Genomic DNA, 19718 nt, shown 5'->3' on the forward strand with positions numbered 1-19718 from the left:
TTCTCCTTTATTCATTGATTAGGATTTATTTCTATTCGCAATTTGTTTCCAAACAGAGCCGAGTGCTTCATCACCCTTTTCTATTCTAGAAATGGCCATTTCGATTTGTAATTTTACTTCATACGCTGGATCATCGGCATGTGCTTTAAGACTAACTAATTGTTGTTCGTTTCCTTCATCAAATATAAACATAGCTGCTCTCCAACGAACGATTTTTTGAGGGTCGTCAAGTGCTTGTTCCATTTCTGGTAGTGCCTCTTTAAATCCTAAATCGCTTAGGCAGTCTCCTGCTGTACGTCGTACTGCTGGACTTTTATCATGTAATCCTTTGTATATATATGGTAGGATTTGACGATCTTCAATCATTCCTAATAACACAATCGCTTCACGACGGAGTGGCACCTTCTCTTCATTTAATGCAGCGTCTAATAAAGGAATATCATCAAAAGTCGGTGTTGGGAATGATTTCAACATTCTTAATTTTTCTTTCCAGTCTGAAGCTTGTTGATACGTTTCAAGCGAAACACGATGATATTGGCTTTCTGGAATGACAATATCTGTTTCTAATGCTTCTGTAATGAGTTGTTGAATTCGTTCTTCTGGATATAGTGCTAATGTTTCTTCATATACGTCATTCATAACATCGTCGATATCACCATATCGAATACCAAAGTCTTCCCATTTTCTTAAAAATACTACGTTATCGCTATCTTTTTGAGCTTTAAGCATACTATCTACATAAAATTCAGGTAATTGTTTACGCTTTTCATCATGTCCAGTGGATAGTTTGATTTGATATGGTATCCCCTTAAACATTAACACCTCAGCTTTAACTTCTCCAAAGTGTTCATCTGGTTGTGTTTCTTGTTGTGAATGTTCTTCCTTATTTAAGGTAGAAGTAATTAAAGGTAGGACGTCTTCCCAATCGGCTTTAGGCTGTTTATCGATTGCTAAGAAATCCATAACATAGAAAATGGACTTCACACCATCAAGTTCTAATAAGTCATTGATAAATTGTGGTTGTTGATCATTAATAGTTGTATAAGTATTAGATTGATTATCTTTCCTTTTCTCTGTCAAGACGACTTTCATCGTATTAGGACTCGGTGTAGGTTCTACACGTAAAATTTCCATAGTCTCTGTCCCTCCATGCAATCAGATTTACTTATTGATTGAATTTATCTTCTATTTGAGGGATTAGCGTTTGCCAATCTGCTTCATCCTCTTTATCAACTGAAATGAAATCCATGACATAAAAAATAGATTTCACACCTTCGATATCAAATAAGGCATTTATGAATTCGGGTTGACCTTCTTCTGCTGATGTATACGTATTCGATTTCATGTCTTCTCGTGTTTCGTTTAAAGTGATTTTCATTGTATTGTGATTCGGTGTTTCTGAGATTGAAACAATTTCCATAACAATAACCTCCTATTGAAGTTCATTTCCTATTTGTTTAATTTGTTTACCAATTGAACATTCATTGATACAAAAATGATGTGCCTGTGTCTTGTTTTCAGTCTTTCTTATATGCGACTTTAATGGACATTGATGACAATACGTAGTCAATAATTGATCAATTTGATTTATAGCTTGTTGTTCGGAATAAGTAAGGATACTCTCCACTCCCTTTAGCTATAGAATTTTTTTATGTCGCAAATAAAGAATTCGTGACATTAGTGTAGCGCATATGACATTTCTTTTGTGCCAAGTTCGTCTTATCTACTGTCTTAGACTCATTAATTCACATGTCGATATTATAGCATTTATTATCCATGATTGAACAACAATCAATTTGTCTTTCTGATATTTCAATATTCATAGAATTTAACGTTTCGTGGATTTGGAAAACGGATTGCATAAAATACTGTTTTAGAGTAAAATGGTTAAGTTATTTTAGCGGTTTCTAAACACCCGCATTAACAAAATTTAGGAGGAAATGATATGTATAATGAATTGTTTGGAGTTGCAACGTTTTTAGTGACGTTTATTTTAATGGTAGCGATGTATCGCATGTTTGGGAAACAAGGATTACTAGCATGGGTTGCGATTGGTACGATCATCGCAAATATACAAGTTATCAAAACTGTAGAAATTTTTGGCATTTCAGCTACTTTAGGTAATGTAATGTTTGCTTCTATTTATTTAGCGACGGACATTTTAAATGATATATACGGAAGAAAGGTCGCAAAACGTGCAGTTTGGTTAGGTTTTTCCTCAACACTGGTTATGATTATCGTCATGCAAATGTCTTTACATTTTATTCCATCCCCAGAAGATACTGCACAAAATGCTTTTCATGCCATCTTTGATGTTGTACCTAGAATTGCTTTAGGTTCAATTGTTGCTTATATCATTGGTCAACACGTGGATGTATTTATATTTTCATTAATTAAAAAGCTATTTAGTTCAGATAAAACTTTCATTATTAGAGCATATGGAAGTACAATAATTAGCTCTATCATTGATACAGCATTATTTGTATCCATCGCATTTATAGGTAGTTTACCTGGTATGGCAGTTTTTGAAATTTTTATAACGACATATGTTTTAAAACTTGTATCTACTATTTTTAATGTACCATTCGGATACATTGCCAAATCATTCTACCGTAAAGGTAAAATTACTAAGTTAGATGAAGGTTTTTAAGTTACCTATTAAATATCAATCGCTTTGCTTAATATTCTAATTGAGTAAAGCGATTTTATTTATAATAATTGAAATTGGATGAATTTGTACTTATTATTGTGATTTAATTAAAGTACAGATGATGAGACTAGTTTAGAACATATAAATGAAGTAGGTGTAGATATGGCTAAAATTAATTTTGATGCTGCGACTAAAGGGAATCCTGGAAGAAGTGCATGTGCTATTGTTATTAAAGAGGAAGATCAACATCACGTGTTTACTCATGATTTAGGAGAAATGGATAATCATAGTGCTGAATGGGCAGCTTGTATCCATGCATTAGAACATGCTAGAGAACTAAAAGTGAATAATGCCCTACTTTACACTGATTCAAAGTTAATTGCAGATAGTGTAGAAGCAGGATTTGTTAAAAATGCTAAATTCAAACCTTATTTTGAACAATTAGAGATTTTAGAGCAAGACTTTGATTTATTGTTTGTAAAATGGGTACCTAGAGATCAAAATAAAGAAGCTAATCAACATGCACAACAAGCATTATATAAAATATTAAAAGCCAAATAATAAAAAGGAGCACCGATTGAAGTGATTTCAATCGGTGCTCCTTTATTTTGAGGAACGATTACTTTTTACGTTTAGAAGATTTTTTAGATTTCTTTTTCTTCTTTTTGGAAGCGACGACTTTTTTATTTTTAGTTGGTGCTTTTCCTTTTGTATTCGTTGATGTCTCTTTGCTTTCTCTTTTCCTTTTGTATTCGTTGATGTCTCTTTGCTTTCTCTTTTCTTTTTAGCAATCAGTGGTGCAACGTGTGAATCATCTCCCTTTAGTATGTGTTTCTTTTTAGATGATTCAGTTACTTTCTTATTGCTTTCTTCTTCATTGTTCTTTTTCTTTTTAGCTACTAACAATGGTGTGTGGTCGACGTCATCGATTAGGTGTTTGTTCTTCTTAGTTTCTTGTGAATGAAGATCTACGGTTTCATCTTCCTCTTCTTTTTTACGACGTTTCGCTAATATGAACCAGAATCCCGCTAATAAACTTGAAATACCTACAAATCCAAGTGTATTTTTTAATAAATCTACGAATCCATTTGAATTTTTATGGTGTTTGAAGTCGTCATTTGGTTCGTCAGTGTCTTTCTTCGCGTGTTCATTTGTTACAAGATCTTTTAGACTGTCTGTCGCATTGCCGTTAGTACCCATAAATGTTTCTAATTGGTTAATGTTAAGTGCGCTTGTTAAATCTGACAAGTTTGGACGAGTATGTGTTGACTGAGTCGGATTATTTGAATTCCATCCTACTATTTCAACAGATAGAATACGTGCGATACCTTCATTTAACGCTTGATCAACAGCTTGATGTGATTGGGCATTATCTATATTTCTAATTGTATTGTTTAAGATATCATAGATTTTATTTAATGCATCTTGTTTTTGGCTACGTGTTCCAAAAGGACTATTTTGGATACTTCTAGATTTTTGATGAGCAACTTGATGAATAGATGAAATGGCATTGTTCTTATGTTTCGCTAAGTCGTTAGCAACAGGTTTGAATTGGTTAATTGTTGCTTGATATTGATCTTTTTGCTTATGGATTTCAGATAAAGATGTTGCTTTGTTAATTGCTTGGATAGCATTGTCTTTCAACTTATTAAGTTGTTTGATTGCATCTTGTTTTTCTTTATCAGATAGATCTTTTCTAGCGTTAATTTCATCTGTTTTTTGTTTGATTGCGTCTTCAATCGCTTTTTGTGCTTTAACTTTCGCTTGATCAATTGTAAATGCATTAGGGTTAAAGTGGTAAATTTGGTCTTGACCACTTTGTTTAGCATGATCAACGTCCTCTTGATTCGTTGCTTTATTGATATTGTCAATGGCTTGTTGTTTTAATTTATTCACTTCAGCAATCGCAGCATCTTTTTGTGCTTTTGTTAAAGTAGTGTTGTTATTAATATCGTTAATTTTATTTTGGGCTAGATCTTCTATATCTTTAATGGCTTGATTTTTAGCTACTATTAACGCTTGTTCAATTACTTTAACTGGCACATGAACAATCACTTTTGATCCATTAGCTAGAGTGATTTCAACGCGTGCCTCTAAATCATCAGAGATGTTTGTCGTATTAGGTGTGTCTAATACTTTAGCTTTAATTTGATCACTTAAGTTGATATGTTTAAGCACATCTTCGTCAGTTATCACTTCGTCACGTTGGACAATAATTTCACCATTAACTAATACCTGTTGAGCTGATGCTTTTGGTAATTCATGTGTGACTGGTTGTTGATCTACTTCCCAAATAGGTGCATTTTGAATTTGATCAATGGCTTTAGTTAATGCATTTGAAATGTCATCTTTTGTTCTTGCATTTTCGATATTAATCAATGCTTTATTTTCAAAATCATCGATTTCTTTTAATGCTTTTGCTTTCTGATCATCTGTAAGATTTGGATTGCTATTAATTTCATCGCGTTTTGCGTTAGCGATATCTTTTATCGCTTGTTTAGCATCTACTTTAGACTGAATTAAATCTTTAAGTTGATTTAATGCATTATTGAATTGATCTTTGGCATTTTGAATTTGTTCTTTAGTTGTAGCACCTGTAATATCAACATTCGCTTGTTGTTGTAATTGACGAATTTGATCTTTTAATGCTTCTTTTTCTGCATTAGATAGATCTGGATTATGGTCGATTGTATCCAATAAATCTTGACTTTGTCGATTAATATCTTGCTTAGCATCATTTTGAGCTTTCGGTATTTCATTAGCATGAATTTGATCAATAGCTTGACTACCTATATTTTCAACATTATCAACTGCTTGATTCGTTGTTGCTTTATTAATATTATTGATTGTTTGATTAGCCAGTGCTTCGGCTTTATTTTTAGCATCTATCTTATCTTGCTCAGTCGCATTTGCATTATCAATATCATTTAATTTATCTGCTAATGCTTTATTGATAGATTGAATTGCTTTGTTTTTAGCATCTTGTAATCTAGCATCGCCATTCAGTTGATTCATAGCATCTTTAAGTGCTTGAATTGCACCTTGGATATCGTTTGTATCTCCAACTTCATCATCAGTACCTTTTAATAATTTTATGGCTTGATCTTTAGCTTGAGTGAAGTTCGCTTTAGTATCATCATCTGCATTTTGGTAATTAATACTATTTTCACTATTTGGAACATCATTATTTACAATATCTTTCAATGCTTTCATCACATCATCTAAATCAATTTGATTATTAATGATGTTATTAAGGGTATCTAAATCATCAGCTTGAGCAACTAATTGATGTGCTAAGTTTCTTTGATTTGGATTTAAATTTTCTAAACTATCGATAAATTGATCTGCTTTACCTTTAGCTTTAGTAACATTTTGATCACCATTAAGGGCATTTTCAGCATTAATGATCGCTTGTTTTAAAGCCTCTACTTCAGCATTCGTTAATGCATTACCTTTAGCTTTGTTCAATACATCATTTGCACGATCTAAAGCAGTGTTATAATTCGCTTTTAATGCCTCATCAGCATCGATGTAATTTGAACTTGCTTTCACTGGCGCTTCTGTTCGTTGAACATATTGATTTAAACTATTCATTGATTGATCTAAAGTTGCCGCTTTTTGAACTGCTTGAGTCACATCGTTTAACGTGCTAGCAGAATTAATTTGTTGTTGTGCCATTTGTTTTTGAGCATTATTCAAATGTGTTAATTGATCTAATTTATTTAATGCATCAGATTTGGAATCATTTAATCTTTGATTACCATTTAATGCATCTTTCGCATGATTGATCGCATCTTTAAGTTGATTGATTTGATCAGTTGTTAAATTAGATCCAGTTGGATGATCTAATGCTTGTTGAGCATTTGTGATAGCTTCATCAAAATCATGTTTGAGTTGTGTATCGGCATTAATATAATTACCACTTTGTTTCGTTGGTTCATTATTATCGTTAACCGCTTGTTGAAGTTCATTCATAGCATGATTTAACGTAGTAGCCTCGTTAACAATATTTTGAATGTCATTCACATCGTTAGAATTGTTGATGCTATCAATTATCGCTTGATGTTGTGCTTGATTTAAAGCAGTTAATTGATCAAGGTGTTGAGCTGCATTTGCTTTTGCTTCTGTAACCTTTTCATCACCATTTAAATCGTGTTTAGCATTTTCAATCGCTGTTATCGCTTGTTCAACTTCTTGTTGTGTCGCATTTTGAGATACAAGTTGTTGTGCTTGTGCTACTGCTTGATTATATGCAGCTTGTTTGTCAGGATCAGCTTGTGTAAAGTCAACAGTATTTGTTACATGATTGTGTTCATCAATCGCTTGTTGTAATTGATCAGTAGCATGATCTAATTGATGTGACTTATCTTCTATTTGTTCGATTGATTTTAACGTAGTTGCTTGATTAACTTGGTCTTTCATCGTTGATTTTTGTTCATCATTGAGATGTGGTTGTCGATCAATATCTTGGATAGCTTGTGCTTTTGCATTAGTTACACGTGCGTTTCCATCTAAATCGTTCATCGCCTGTTGTAACGATGTTATTGCATTTTCAACTTCTGTTTGAGTTGCGTTTGGACCTGTTTGTGTATCTGTAATATGTGATGCATTTGTTAACGCTAAGTTGAATGCATCCTGCTTATCAGTTGATGCTTCTGTGTAATTAGGCTCAACACTTTCTCTATTTGCTTGATTCATTCAATCTTTAAGTCTTCCCATTGCTTGGTCAAGTTGATTTGCAGATTGGACGATTTGAGCAACATCATTTCTTGTTGGCGCTTGGTTAACCGCATCTTTCGCAGATTCAAGTTGATCATGATTTAAATTGTTAAGTCCATCTAAACCAATGATTGCTTGTTGTTGTGCTTGAGCAAGTTTTTGATCACCGTGTAGATTGGCGATAGCGTCGTTTACTTCTTGTAATGTTTCATCTACTTGAGCTTTATCCATGATAGGATTTGTTGTTTCATTGATGATTGCTTTGGCATTTGAAACGGCTTGTTTATACGCTTCTTGCTCAGGTGTATCTTCATTAATAAATTGACTACTAGATTCAACTTGTGGTTCATTTTGAATTGCATTTCTTAATGAAACCATTGCTTGATTTAATGCATTTGCTTGAGATATGGATTCTGCGACCATATTACGCGTTGGTGCTTGATTGATTTGACTTTCAAATGCGTCACGTTGCGCGTCATTTAAACCACTAAGTTGATTTAAATTATTAACTGCAAGTTGTTTATCATTTTGGAGTTTTTCATCGCCATGTAAGTGATTTTTCGCATTTGTAACAGCTTCTGTAAGTTGTTGAACTTGTGTTCTATCCAATGTTGGATGATCAGCTTGATTAATTAATGCTTCCGCTTGTTGTACTGCATTTGTATAAGCGTTTTGTTCAGGTGAATCTTCATTAATAAATGGACTACTATTTTCAACTTGTTGATGATCTTGAATCGCGTCTCTCAATGCTTTCATTGACTGATCTAAAGCTTCTGCTTGCGCTACTTTTTGAGCTACTTCGTCACGAGTAGGTACTTGGTTGATTTGTTCTTGTAGTGCTTGACGTTGTGCAGCATTTAGATTTTGTAGATGATCGATCGTTTCGTTTGCCAGTTGTTTATCTTGAGCTAATTTTTGTTCTCCGTGTAATTGATCTTTGGCATTAATAACCGCTTGAGTTGCTTGTTCAATTTGTGATTGATCTAACGTTGGATTTGTAGCTTGATTGATAATATCTAGTGCATGTTGAACCGCTTGATTATAATCATCTTTTTGTTTTGGATCTTCATTTGTAAATTGACTGCTCGTTTCAACTTGTTGATGGTCCTTAACGCTCTCTTTTAATGCTTGCATTGCATTGTTAAGTGCTTCTGCTTGCGCTACTTTTTGAGCAACTTCATCTCTTGTCTTTGCATTCGTAATTGCATCATTAAGCGCTTGTTGTTGTGCTGGTGTTAATTGATTAAATTGATTCATTGTTTCACCGGCATGTTGTTTATCTTCAGCTAGTTTTTCAACACCATTTAACGCTTGTTTAGTAGCATTCACTGATTCAATCGCTTGATTTACATTATCTTTATTGATTGTTGGATTAGTTATTCCAGCAATAATACTTTCAGCATTTTGAATTGCGTTGTCATAATCTTGCTTTTTATTAGGATCTGCGTTGATGTATGGACTACTATCTAATGTTGTTTGTTTATCGGCAATACTTTGTTGTAACGCATCCATATATTGATCAAGTTGTTGTGCTTCGGTTACATCATTTTTAACAGCGGTACGTGTTGTTTCATTATCAATTAAAGCATCTTCCATATGTTTTTGAGCATCATTAAGATGAGGTAATTGGTTAATGAGTGCCTTAGCATGATCTTTTTCACTTTGCAACATAGCTACACCTTGAAGTGCTTGTTTACTATTATTAACACCTTCAGTTGTTTGATTAATTACATTTGTATCTAATGTGGCTTGTTGTTCGTTAATCAAATCTTGAGCATGTTGGACTGCTTGATCATAATTGTGTTGTTCTGTAGGGTCCTCATTAATGTACGCACTACTTGCTTTAACTTTTGCATTATAATCAATACTTTGACGTAAGTCATGCATAGCTTGGTTCAGTGTACCTGCTTGTTGTTCAATTTGTTGAACATCCGTGATGAGTGGTGCGTGATTCACTTGTTCTTTTAAAGCTGATTTTTGTGGATCATTTAAATCTGTTAGTCCATCAATGGCTTGTTGAGCATGTAATTTAGAATCTTGTAATCTTTGTTCGCCGTTTAAGTTTTGTAATGCTTGTTGAACTTGAGTTAATGCTTGTTCAACTTCTGGTTGAGTTGCATTTGGACCACGTTGATGATCAATAATAGATTGAGCATGAGCAACAGCATCTGAATATGCAGATTGTTTATCCGGATCAGCATTAACAAATTGACTTTGTTGTTTAACGTCATTTTGGTTAGCAATTGCATTTTGTAATTGATTCATTGTAGAATCTAGCGCTTGAGCGTCTCGAACATGTTGATTTACGGCATTAATGTCAGTCGCTTGAGCAATATCATCTTGTAAATGTTGTATTTGTGCTTGATTTAGATGATCTAAGTGATCAATAGTTTGTGTCGCTTGTTGTTTAGCGTGAGTTAGGTTTTCATCACCATCTAAAGCTACTTTATTCGTATTAACAAGGTTAGCAGCTGCATTAATATCAGTTGGATTCATAACTGGTGTTGTTGCATTAATGATTTGATTAGCATCATTCACGGCATTGTTATAGTCATTTTGACGATCAGCAGTTGCATCATGATAATCTTCAGAATTAAGTGTTTGTTGATGATCTTTAATACTATCTCTTAAGTGTTCCATTGCTTGATCTAATGTTTGAGCATTTTGTTTAATTGCATCGACATCAGTAACTAATGGTGCATTTGTAATTTGTGTTTCCAAATCATGTCGTTGCGCGTCATTTAAGTGAGGTAATTGCATTAATGCTTGATTTGCTTCTTGCTTAGCTTGAGCTAAGTTTGAATTACCATTTAAGTTTTGAATCGCTTGCATTACTTTATCAGTCATTGCTTCGATTGTACTTTGATCTTCGTTCGTACCTTGTTGTGGATTTAATACATTTTCTGCATTACGTACTGCTTGATTGAACGCATCTTGGTTAGCTTGATCAGCATTTAAATAATTACCATCAGCTAATATTTGATTTTTATTATGAATCGCTTGCTCTAATTGATCCATTGCATTATTCAGATTTTCAGCAGTTTGTTTAGCTGTGTTAACAAGATCTATATTTGGCGCATGTTCAATCTGAGTTGTGAGTGCTTGTTTTTGTGCGTCATTAAGATGTGTCATGCCATTGACATCGTTAGTAGCATTTTGCTTTTTAGTTGTCAGTTTCGTATCACCATTGAGGTTATCTTTGGCCTGATTGACTTGAGTTAATGCTTGTGTAATGTCATCTGGATTTAAAGTTGGATCAACAGTTTGATTTATGATGGATTCAGCTTGTCTGATTGCATCTTGATATGCAGTTTGTTTATCCGGATCAGCGTCATGATAATTTTCACTACCTAAAATATCGTTTTTATTTGCAATGCCTTGTTTTAAGTTGTGCATTGCATCATTCACATTTTGTGCAAGTTGTTTAACTTGATTTACCTCTTCAATTGTCTGTGCTTGCTCTATTTGATTTGTAAGTGCATCATGTTGTGGTTGATTTAAATCAGGTAATGTATTGAGATTTGCTGTTGCATCTTGTTTAGCTTGAGCTAAGTTTTCATCACCATTTAAATCATCTTTTGCATGATTAATAGCATTCGTCATTTGGTTTACAACATCTGGTGATAATTGTACCACTTGATTGCCATTAACAACTTGTTGTGCTTGCTCTACAGCATTATCATATGCCGTTTGTTTATCTGTGCTAGCTTGAGTGTAATCAGTTGTTTGAGGTACTTGAGTATTTGCTTGTAATGTTTGATTCAAGTTACCCATTGCAGTGTTTAATTCATTTGCAGTTTGTTTGATTTGATCGACACTTGGAACAAGACCTGCTTGATTCACTTGTTCTTTTAGAGCTGCTTTTTGTGCAGGATTTAAGTTTGGTAAACCATCAATCATTGTAGATGCTTGTTGTTGTGCATCGTGCAGATTATCATTACCATTCAAATCGCCCTTCGTTTGATCCACTTGTTGTAAAGCATTAGTTACAGTTTGTGGGTCTACGATTGCATTCGGAGTACCGTTGATAATTTGTTCAGCGTGATGGATTGCATCGCTATATGCTTGTTGTTTATCTGGGTTAGCATTTGTGTAATTACCATCTGCAATTGTTTGATCTTTGTCTGCAATACCTTGTTTTAATGCTGACATTGCTTGATCTAGAGCGCTTGTTGTAGCCTTATCCTGATTTACATCATTAACGGTATTTGCTAAATTCACTTGTTGTTTTAATGCTTCTTGTTGAGCAGGGTTCAAATCTTGTGCGTTATTAATTTGCTCAATAGCTTCTTGTTTTGCATGTTCAACGTTTGAATTACCATTTAACGCATCCTTAGCATCGTTAAGTTGTTTTAATGCTTGTGCGATGTCATCTTGTGATGCATTGTTTTGGCTATTATGGTCTACGATACTTTCTGCATGTGTTACTGCATCGTTATAAGCATCTTTCTTAGGTTGATCTGCATCTGAATAATTGATACTACCTAACGTATCTGCTTTAGTTTGTAATGCTTGATTTAATTGATTCATAGCATTATCTAAACTTTCAGCATTTTGCTTAATTTTGTTCGTTGTGGCAATATCAGGTGCTTGATCAATTTGACGAGTTAATGCATCAATTTGTGCTTGATTTAAATGACTTAAATGTTGTAATGCACCAGTAGCTGTTTGTTTCGCTTGATTTAAGTTTTCTACTCCATTTAAATCTTGAGTTGATGTTTTGATTTGATTCAATGCTTGCATCACAGACTCTGGATTTAATGTAGGTTGAGTTGTTTCATTAATTATACTTTCAGCATTTGTAATGGCATGATTGTAGTCATCTTGGTTACTAGTATTAGCATCCACATATGGCTGGCTTGCTTGAACGTCATGTTGTTTAGCAACTTCTTGTCGTAATTCAGTCATGGCATGGTTCAAGTTTCCTGCATTAGATTTAATCGTATCGATATCAGGAAGTTGTTGTGCTTGATCAATTTGATCTTGGATACGTTGACGTTGTGCGTCTGACAATCCAGTCATTTGTTGTAAAGCATTTGTTGCTTCTTGTTTTGCATTGGCAAGATTTGTATTACCATTTAATCCTTGCTCTGCATTGTTAACATTTTGAGTTGCAGTATTAATGTCTGCAGGATTAATAATGACGTCCGGTGTACCATTGATTAAATTTTGTGCACGTTGGTAAGCATCTGTATAAGCACCTTGTTCTTGTGGACTTGCATTAGTGTAATTACCGTCCGCAACAATGGTATCGTGATCTGCAATTGCTTGTTTGAGTTGTTCCATAGAAGTATTTAATGCATCAGCATTATTTTGTAAATCTGTAACAGCTGCAACAGTTTGTGCTTGATTTACTTTTTCTTTAAGTACATTTTTTTGTTGCTCATTAAGATGTGGTGCATTGTCAATGCTTTGAATAGCTTGAGTTTGTGCATCATGTAAGTTCTGTGCACCATTTAGCGCTTGTTCCGTATTTGTAATAGCTTGTATTGCTTGTTCAACTGCTTGTTTATCACTATTTGGTCCTGTTGCTTTATCTAATATGTTATCTGCATTTTGTAATGCTTGATCAAAGGCTTGTTTCTTATCAGGATTTGCGTCTGCATAATTTTGGCTATTTAAGATATCATTTTGATTAGCAATTGCTTGTTGTAATTGTTGCATTGCTTGGTCTAATGATTGAGCATTTGCTTGTATTTGATGCACAGCCTCTACTGAAGTTGCAGAACCAATTTGATCTCTTAAGTGATCACTTTGATCATGGTTAATATAATCCAATGCATTTAATTGTGTATTAGCTTCATTTTTGGCATTTTGAAGATTAGTATTACCATTTAATTGATCTTTAGTTGTATTAACTTGATTGATGGCAGCTTCTACTTGTTCTTTTGATAAGTTATTACCATTTACTGGATCTAAAATCGCTTGTGCGTTTGTAACTGCATCATCATAATTTGTTTTTCTATCTGAATCAGCATCTAAATAGTTGATTTGTTGTTTGATAGACGCTTGATTGCTGATGCTATCTTTCAATTGACCCATTACTGTATCTAATGCATTTGCTTGTTCTAATGCTTGAGCAACTTGAGATAGCGTCGTAGCACCATTAATAGCATTTGTCGCAGCTTCTCGTTGATGTTGGTTTAAATGCGTATCATTATTTAATGTTTGTAGTGCATTGGTTTTAGCTTCTGATACTTTTTCTTCACCATTTAATTCTTGTTTAGCATGATTAACATTTTCAATCGCTTGTTCTACTTCAGACTGTGTAAGATCATGTCCAAGGTCTTTATCAAGTGTATTCTGTGCTTGATGCACTGCATTCGTATATGCAGATTGTTTGTTAGTATCAGCATTAGTATAATCTACACTTTGTTCAACATCTTGATAGTGATCAATACTTTGTTGTAATTGGCCCATGGCATGATTTAAATCTTGTGCGGTTTGTTTAGCTTGTGCTACTTCAGCTAATGTTTGTGCATTGTTGATACGATCTTGAGCAGTGTTTGATTGAGCATGATTTAAGTTTGAGTAAGTGCCTAGTTCTTGGATAGCTGCAGTTTTAGCGGCTTGAACTTTTTCTTCACCATTCAAATCTTGTTGTGCTTGCTTCACGTTTGCTAAAGCTTGTTCAACTTGAGATTGAGTAAGATCATCTCCATGGTCTTTGTCAAGGATACTTTGTGCTTTTGTAACAGCATCTGTGTATGCCTGTTGTTTATCAGTATCAGCATCAGTATAATCCACGCTTTGTTCAACATCTTGATGATGTGCAATACCTTGTTGAAGTTGACCCATTGTGTTATTAAGCGTATTTGCCTCTTGTTGTGCTTTTGTGACAGCTTCTAATGTTTGTGCATCATTGATATGTTGAGTAGCTGTATTAACTTGAGCATGATTTAAATTTGCATACGTGTTTAATGCTTGTTTAGCTGCAGCTTTAGCTTCTTCCACTTTACGATTACCGTTAAGGTCTTGTTTGGCATCATTTACTTTAGCAATGGCAGCTTCAACCTGAGATTGTGTGGCATTCGTACCACTTGTTGGATTCGTAATAGCTTCGGCTTGTGAAACTGCATTATCATAAACTTGTTGTTTATCAGTGTCAGCATCAGTGTAATTCACACTTTGTTGAACATCGTTATGATTTGCAATGCTGTCTTTAAGTTGCCCCATTACTGTATTTAATGATGTAGCTGAATCTTTAAGCGCATTAACAGCTGCAATATCATTAGCTTGTTGAACTTGATCATTCAATGCATTAATTTGATTTTGGTTTAAATGATTCATTTGGCCAATATCATTTTTAGCAGCTTCTTTAGCTTGAATTAAGTTTTGTGCACCATTTAACGCAGCCTTTGTTTCATTTACTTTAGTTGCAGCTTGATTAATTTCAGTAGCGCTCATGTTAGGTTGACTTGTAGCATCGATGATCGCATTTGCTTTATCAATAGCCGTGTTGTAGTCATTTTGATTGCTATTTGATGCATCTAAATAATTTTGTCCTGCTTTAATTGATGGGTTATCTTGAATGCTTTGACGTAATGCGTGCATCGCTTGATCTAGTGTTTGAGATTGTGTTTTAACGTTATCAACATTTGCTACATTTTGAGCTTGTTGAATTTGACGTTTTAACTCATCCTTTTGTAAATTTGTTAAGTTTGGTAGATCATTAACAGCGTTGGTAGCATTTGTTTTTGCTTGTTCTAATATCTGTGTACCATCTAAAGCATCTTTAGTAGATGTTACTTGTGCTAAAGCTTGTGCAACAGCATCTTTATCTAGATTTTGACCGTGGTCTTTATCTAAAAGTTGTTCTGCAGTTGAAATGGCTTGATTATAAGCTTGTTGTTTTGATGGTTCGGCATCGATATAGTTTTGACTGTCTAACGTTTGTTGTTTGTTAGCTATACCATCTTGTAATTGACTCATAGCTGTGTTTAGTTCAGTAGCTTTGTCGCTTTGTTGGTTTACATCTGCGACAGTTGTTGCACCATTAATTTGTTGTGTTAATGCTTCTTTTTGAGCATTGTTTAATGATGTTAAGTGTTCTAAATCAGCTAGTGCTTGAGTCTTAGCATGTTCAACGTTTTGGTTACCGTTTAAAGCTTGTTCTGCAGCTTGAACTTTTTTCATTGCTGCTACAACATTAGTTTGTGATGTGTTAGGACCATGAGCTTTGTCTAATATTTGTTGCGCTTGTTGAACAGCATTTGAATAATCTTCTTTGAGATTAGTATCAGCATCTGTATAATTTACGGATTGCTTCATTGCTACTTGGTTTGCGATAGCTTGGTTTAATTGGTCCATCGCAGTGTTAAGATCATTTGCACTATTTTGAGCTGCTGTTACATCACTTACATGTGTGGCTTGGTTAATTTGTTGTGTAATATCAGCCTTTTGTGCATCTGTTAAATGACTTAAATGATCTAAATGAGTTAAGGCATCTTGTTGTGCATGTCTTAAGTTTTCAGTACCATTTAGTGCTTTTTCAGCAGTAGTCACTTGAGTTGCAGCTTGTGTAATAGCATCAGGATCCATTGTAGGTGATGCTATTGGGTTGATGATTCCATTAGCATTATCAACTTGTCTATTATACGCCTCTTGTAAATTTTGATTAGCGTCTGTGTAATTTTGACTCGTTTTAATATTAGATACATTAGCGATACTATCTCTTAATGTATGCATTGCATCATTGAGAGTTGTTGCTTTGTTTTTTGTTGTATCAACATCAGGTAATGTTTGTGCTTGTGAGATTTGTTGTTTTAACTGGTCTCTTTGAGCTTCATTTAGTGAAGTTAATCCACCAACAGCTGTTGTTGCATTTTGTTTTGCTTTACGTAGGTTTTCATCACCATTTAAGTCTTGTTTAGCAGAATTAACTTGTGATGCAGCATTTGAAATTTCACTAGGAATTAATACAGCTCCATTTGTACCATGAATGATATCTTCTGCATTTGCGACCTGATTTGAGTATGCTGGGCGTTTATCATCGCTTGCATTAATATAATTGCCGCTTGTCAATGTATCGTTTTTATCAGCAATTGCTTCTTTTAAGCTTGTCATATTGTTGTTTAATTCAGTAGCCAGTTGTTCAATTGCTTTGACATCTGCCACACGCTTACCGTTAGATACTTGAGCTTTTAATGCATCTTTTTGAGCATTATTTAAATCAGGACTGTTATTAATCGTATTCGTTGCATTACGTTTAGCATCTTCAAGGTTACGTTCACCGTTTAATGCTTGTTGTGCTTGATTGATTTGATTGATAAGATTTTGAACTTCATTTATCCGGTGTATTAGGACCTGATTGTTGGTTTACAATGCCTTGTGCGGTATCTAAATACATATCATAATCAGTTTGTTTAGGTTGATCAGCGTCTAAGTAATTTTGAGTTGCTTGTACTGTTGGCTGATTGTTCACTAATGTATTTAATTGATCCATTGCACCATCTAACGATTGAGCCTCTTGTTTAATTTGATTTACATCAGCAATATTATTCGCTTGATTAACATTTGCTTCAAATGCTTGTCGTTGGGCATCAGTTAAGTGTGTTAACGTGCCTAAATATTGTTGTGCATTTGTTTTTGTATCATTTAATTTTTGATCACCATTTAATGCTTGTTTAGCATCCACAATTCGTTGTAAAGCTTCTTCAACTTTATCTTGAGATGTATTAGGACCATTTGCATGATCTAATATAGCTTTAGCAGCTGTTATACTTTGCTCATAATCAGATTGTTTTGATTGATCGGCATCGGTATAATTCTCAGTTGTTTTAACTTGAGGTGCTTGATTTACTTCAGCTTGTAATTGTTGCATTGCTTGATTTAAATCATTAGCAGCTTGTTTGACTTGATTAACGTCGCTAATATGTGGTGATTGTGTAATTTGATTTAATAAATTCGCTTTTTGCTGATCTGTAATTTGACCTAATGTATCTAAATATTGTTGAGCTGCTTGCTTAGCCGCGTCTAAGTTTTCATCACCATTTAAATTAGTTTTGGCAGTTGTAACTTGTTGAGCTTTACTATTGATTGTATCAGCATTCATTTCAGGATGAGTTGCTGTATTGATAATCGATTCCGCATCTGTGACAGCTGTATTATAGGCTTGTTGTTGATCTGGAGATGCATCATGATAATCTTCATTATCTTTAACTGTTGTTTGGTCAGCAATACTTTGTCGTAATGTGTCCATGGCTTGATTTAATGTGTCAGCATTGTTTTGAATACCTTGAACGTCACTAACTGTTTGACCATTATCAATGTCTTGCGTTAATTGCGCTTTTTGAGCGTCTGTTAATGATGTCAGTGAATTTAATTGTTGTTTAGCATTTTGTTTAGCTTGTTCTAAATTCTGAGTACCGTTTAATGCTTGTTCGGCATTTTGAACTTGTCTTAAGGCTTCTTCGACTTGCGCTTTATTTTTATTTGGACCTGCTTGGTTAAGAATGTCTTTAGCCGCTTGGACAGCAGATGTGTAATTCGCTTTATTATCTGGTGAAGCGTCTTGATAATTTTGACTATTTAATATGTCATTCTCATTATTGATACCAGTTTGTAAGTCAGACATCGCTTGATTTAAATCGTTCGCAGTTTGTGTTAACTGTTCGACATCAGCAATGTGATTAGCATGATTGATATTGTCAGTCAAACGCGCTTTTTGAGCCTGATTTAAATGAGATAAGTCATCCAGTGCTGTAGTTGCTGTCGTTTTAGCTTGGTCAAGTCTTTCTTCTCCATCTAAAGCATCTTTTGTTTGGTTAACGTTATTAATCGCTTGATTAATTGTATTCACATCAAGTGTTGGTTGTGATGTTTCATTAATGATAGTTTCTGCATTTGTTACAGCATCATTATAATTTAATTGTTTTTGCTGCTCTGCATCTATATAATCCTCGCCTTGTTTAACATCCGCTTTATTCGCAATCGATTGTTGTAAGTTTGCCATAGCACCATCAATATTATTAGCAAGTTCTTTTGCATTATTTACTGTATCAATTTGATGTGCGTCATTGATTTGTGTTTCTAATGCTTGACGTTGTGCTTGATTTAAATGTGTTAACTGACCAAGAGCAGTAAGCGCTTGTTGTTTAGCATTATTAAGGTTGGTATTACCATTTAATGCTTGTTCTGCAAATGTGACTTGTTTTAATGCATGGTTAACTTCATTCGGTGTAAGAATAGGACTTTGGCCTGCACCTTCAACGATAGCTTTTGCTTGATCGTATTTACTGTTATAAGCCGATTTTAATTCAGGGTCCGCATTGACGTAGTTATCGCTTTGAATAAGTTGGTCGTGATTAGCGATACCTTGTTTTAATGCTGTCATTGCATTATTTAAATTACCTGCATTTTGCTTAATGTCATTAGCTTGTTGAACATTTTGTGCTTTTGAAACTTGTTGAATTAACGCATTTTTTTGTGCTTGATTTAAATCATTTGCGCCTACAATTGTTGCAGTTGCTTCATCTTTGGCGCGTTGTAAATTTTGTTGTCCATTTAAGGCAGCTTGGCTTGATTTAACAGTTTCAGCTTGTTGATTGATTGTCGTTGGATCCATGACTGGTTGTGTTTGGCTATCAATAGTACCTTTTGCATCATCAACGGCATTATCATAACTTGATTTGATAGATGGTGTTGCATCTGTATAGTTAATACCTGATTTAATTTGTTCATTATTAGCAATACTATCTCTTAATTTAGTCATTGCATGATTTAATTGATTAATATCATTTTGTAATGCTACAAGTGCCGCATGATTTGGTGCAGCATTAATTTGTTCTTCTAAACGATGACGTTGAGCATCATTTAAACTTGTTGCATTTTGTAATGTAGTCAACGTTGGTTGACGATCTAAAGTTAAATTAGTGCGTGCTTGATTTAAATCCGCTTCATTTGTTTGTGCTTGTGCCACTTTAGCTTTAATATCAGCTACCGTTGGTTGACCAGCAATAAGTTGATTTAATTCATTTAATGTTTGTCGTGCTTTACCTAACTCTTGATGATAGGCCTCTAATGAAGCGGCTGTCATACCATCAGTATCAGTTGGTCGATTAATACTTGTTTCTAAACTATTTTTCGCAGCTTCTAATGGTGCTTTATCAGGCGTTAAATGCGCTTTAGCTTGATCTAAATCAGATTTAACGTTATTAGCTTGAGCGACATTAGTATTGATGTCTTGAACTATTGGATTACCGTTAAGTACTTGTTTAACCGCTTCAAGTTTTTCTTTTGCAGCATTTAATTTATCGTTAAATGTATTGATAGAATCTTGAGTCATGCCGTTAGTATCAGTGTTATCAGCCGCTTGGATACTTTGTTGTAAAGCGTCTTTCGCAGCTTC

6 protein-coding genes and 2 pseudogenes are annotated in these 19718 nt (G+C 34.2%); 2 read left to right on the plus strand and 6 right to left on the minus strand.

What is annotated here, in order from left to right:
• Nucleotides 1–18: 18 nt before the first annotated feature.
• The 3 genes from AC2D8K_RS00730 to AC2D8K_RS00740 are packed head-to-tail and all read right to left on the minus strand — an operon-like array spanning nt 19 to nt 1627.
• Nucleotides 19–1134 carry a conserved virulence factor C family protein gene (locus AC2D8K_RS00730; RefSeq protein WP_484697820.1) on the minus strand — a complete coding sequence of 372 codons (1116 nt, stop codon included), beginning with the start codon at nt 1132–1134 and terminating at the stop codon, nt 19–21.
• 31 nt (nt 1135–1165) lie between these two features.
• Nucleotides 1166–1420, minus strand: a complete 255-nt coding sequence (locus AC2D8K_RS00735) for a NifU N-terminal domain-containing protein (RefSeq protein ID WP_002451168.1) — start codon at nt 1418–1420, stop codon at nt 1166–1168.
• Nucleotides 1421–1432: 12 nt separating this feature from the next.
• The gene (locus tag AC2D8K_RS00740; RefSeq protein ID WP_015364999.1) at nt 1433–1627 is read right to left on the minus strand and encodes a zinc-finger domain-containing protein; all 195 of its coding nucleotides are present in this window, start codon (nt 1625–1627) and stop codon (nt 1433–1435) included.
• 318 nt (nt 1628–1945) lie between these two features.
• Here AC2D8K_RS00740 and AC2D8K_RS00745 point away from each other — a divergent pair, with 318 nt between their 5' ends.
• Together AC2D8K_RS00745 and AC2D8K_RS00750 are read left to right on the plus strand one after the other, a co-directional pair.
• Nucleotides 1946–2650: a queuosine precursor transporter gene (locus AC2D8K_RS00745; RefSeq protein WP_002451167.1), complete on the plus strand. Its 705-nt coding sequence runs from the start codon at nt 1946–1948 to the stop codon at nt 2648–2650.
• A gap of 162 nt (nt 2651–2812) precedes the next feature.
• Nucleotides 2813–3211 carry a ribonuclease HI family protein gene (locus AC2D8K_RS00750; RefSeq protein ID WP_002451166.1) on the plus strand — a complete coding sequence of 133 codons (399 nt, stop codon included), beginning with the start codon at nt 2813–2815 and terminating at the stop codon, nt 3209–3211.
• Nucleotides 3212–3253: 42 nt separating this feature from the next.
• Here the strand turns inward: AC2D8K_RS00750 and AC2D8K_RS00755 are convergent, their stop codons facing one another.
• The 3 genes and pseudogenes from AC2D8K_RS00755 to AC2D8K_RS00765 form a co-directional block, all read right to left on the minus strand.
• On the minus strand, nt 3254–7348 hold the full coding sequence (locus AC2D8K_RS00755; protein ID WP_484697822.1) for a DUF1542 domain-containing protein: 4095 nt from the start codon (nt 7346–7348) through the stop codon (nt 3254–3256).
• A gap of 18 nt (nt 7349–7366) precedes the next feature.
• Nucleotides 7367–19256 (minus strand): annotated as a pseudogene (locus AC2D8K_RS00760) (hypothetical protein); the annotation flags it as partial.
• A 306-nt stretch (nt 19257–19562) separates the two neighbouring features.
• Nucleotides 19563–19655 (minus strand): annotated as a pseudogene (locus tag AC2D8K_RS00765) (hypothetical protein); the annotation flags it as partial.
• Nucleotides 19656–19718: the final 63 nt, after the last annotated feature.

Source organism: Staphylococcus sp. 510, from assembly GCF_057219715.1.

What these genes read in the sequence shown, in the direction of transcription:
- AC2D8K_RS00730 (WP_484697820.1), bottom strand. Translation starts at nt 1,134, where the DNA reads ATGGAAATTTTACGTGTAGAACCTACACCGAGTCCTAATACGATGAAA.
- AC2D8K_RS00735 (WP_002451168.1), bottom strand. Translation starts at nt 1,420, where the DNA reads ATGGAAATTGTTTCAATCTCAGAAACACCGAATCACAATACAATGAAA.
- AC2D8K_RS00750 (WP_002451166.1), top strand. Translation starts at nt 2,813, where the DNA reads ATGGCTAAAATTAATTTTGATGCTGCGACTAAAGGGAATCCTGGAAGA.
- AC2D8K_RS00745 (WP_002451167.1), top strand. Translation starts at nt 1,946, where the DNA reads ATGTATAATGAATTGTTTGGAGTTGCAACGTTTTTAGTGACGTTTATT.
- AC2D8K_RS00755 (WP_484697822.1), bottom strand. Translation starts at nt 7,348, where the DNA reads ATGAATCAAGCAAATAGAGAAAGTGTTGAGCCTAATTACACAGAAGCA.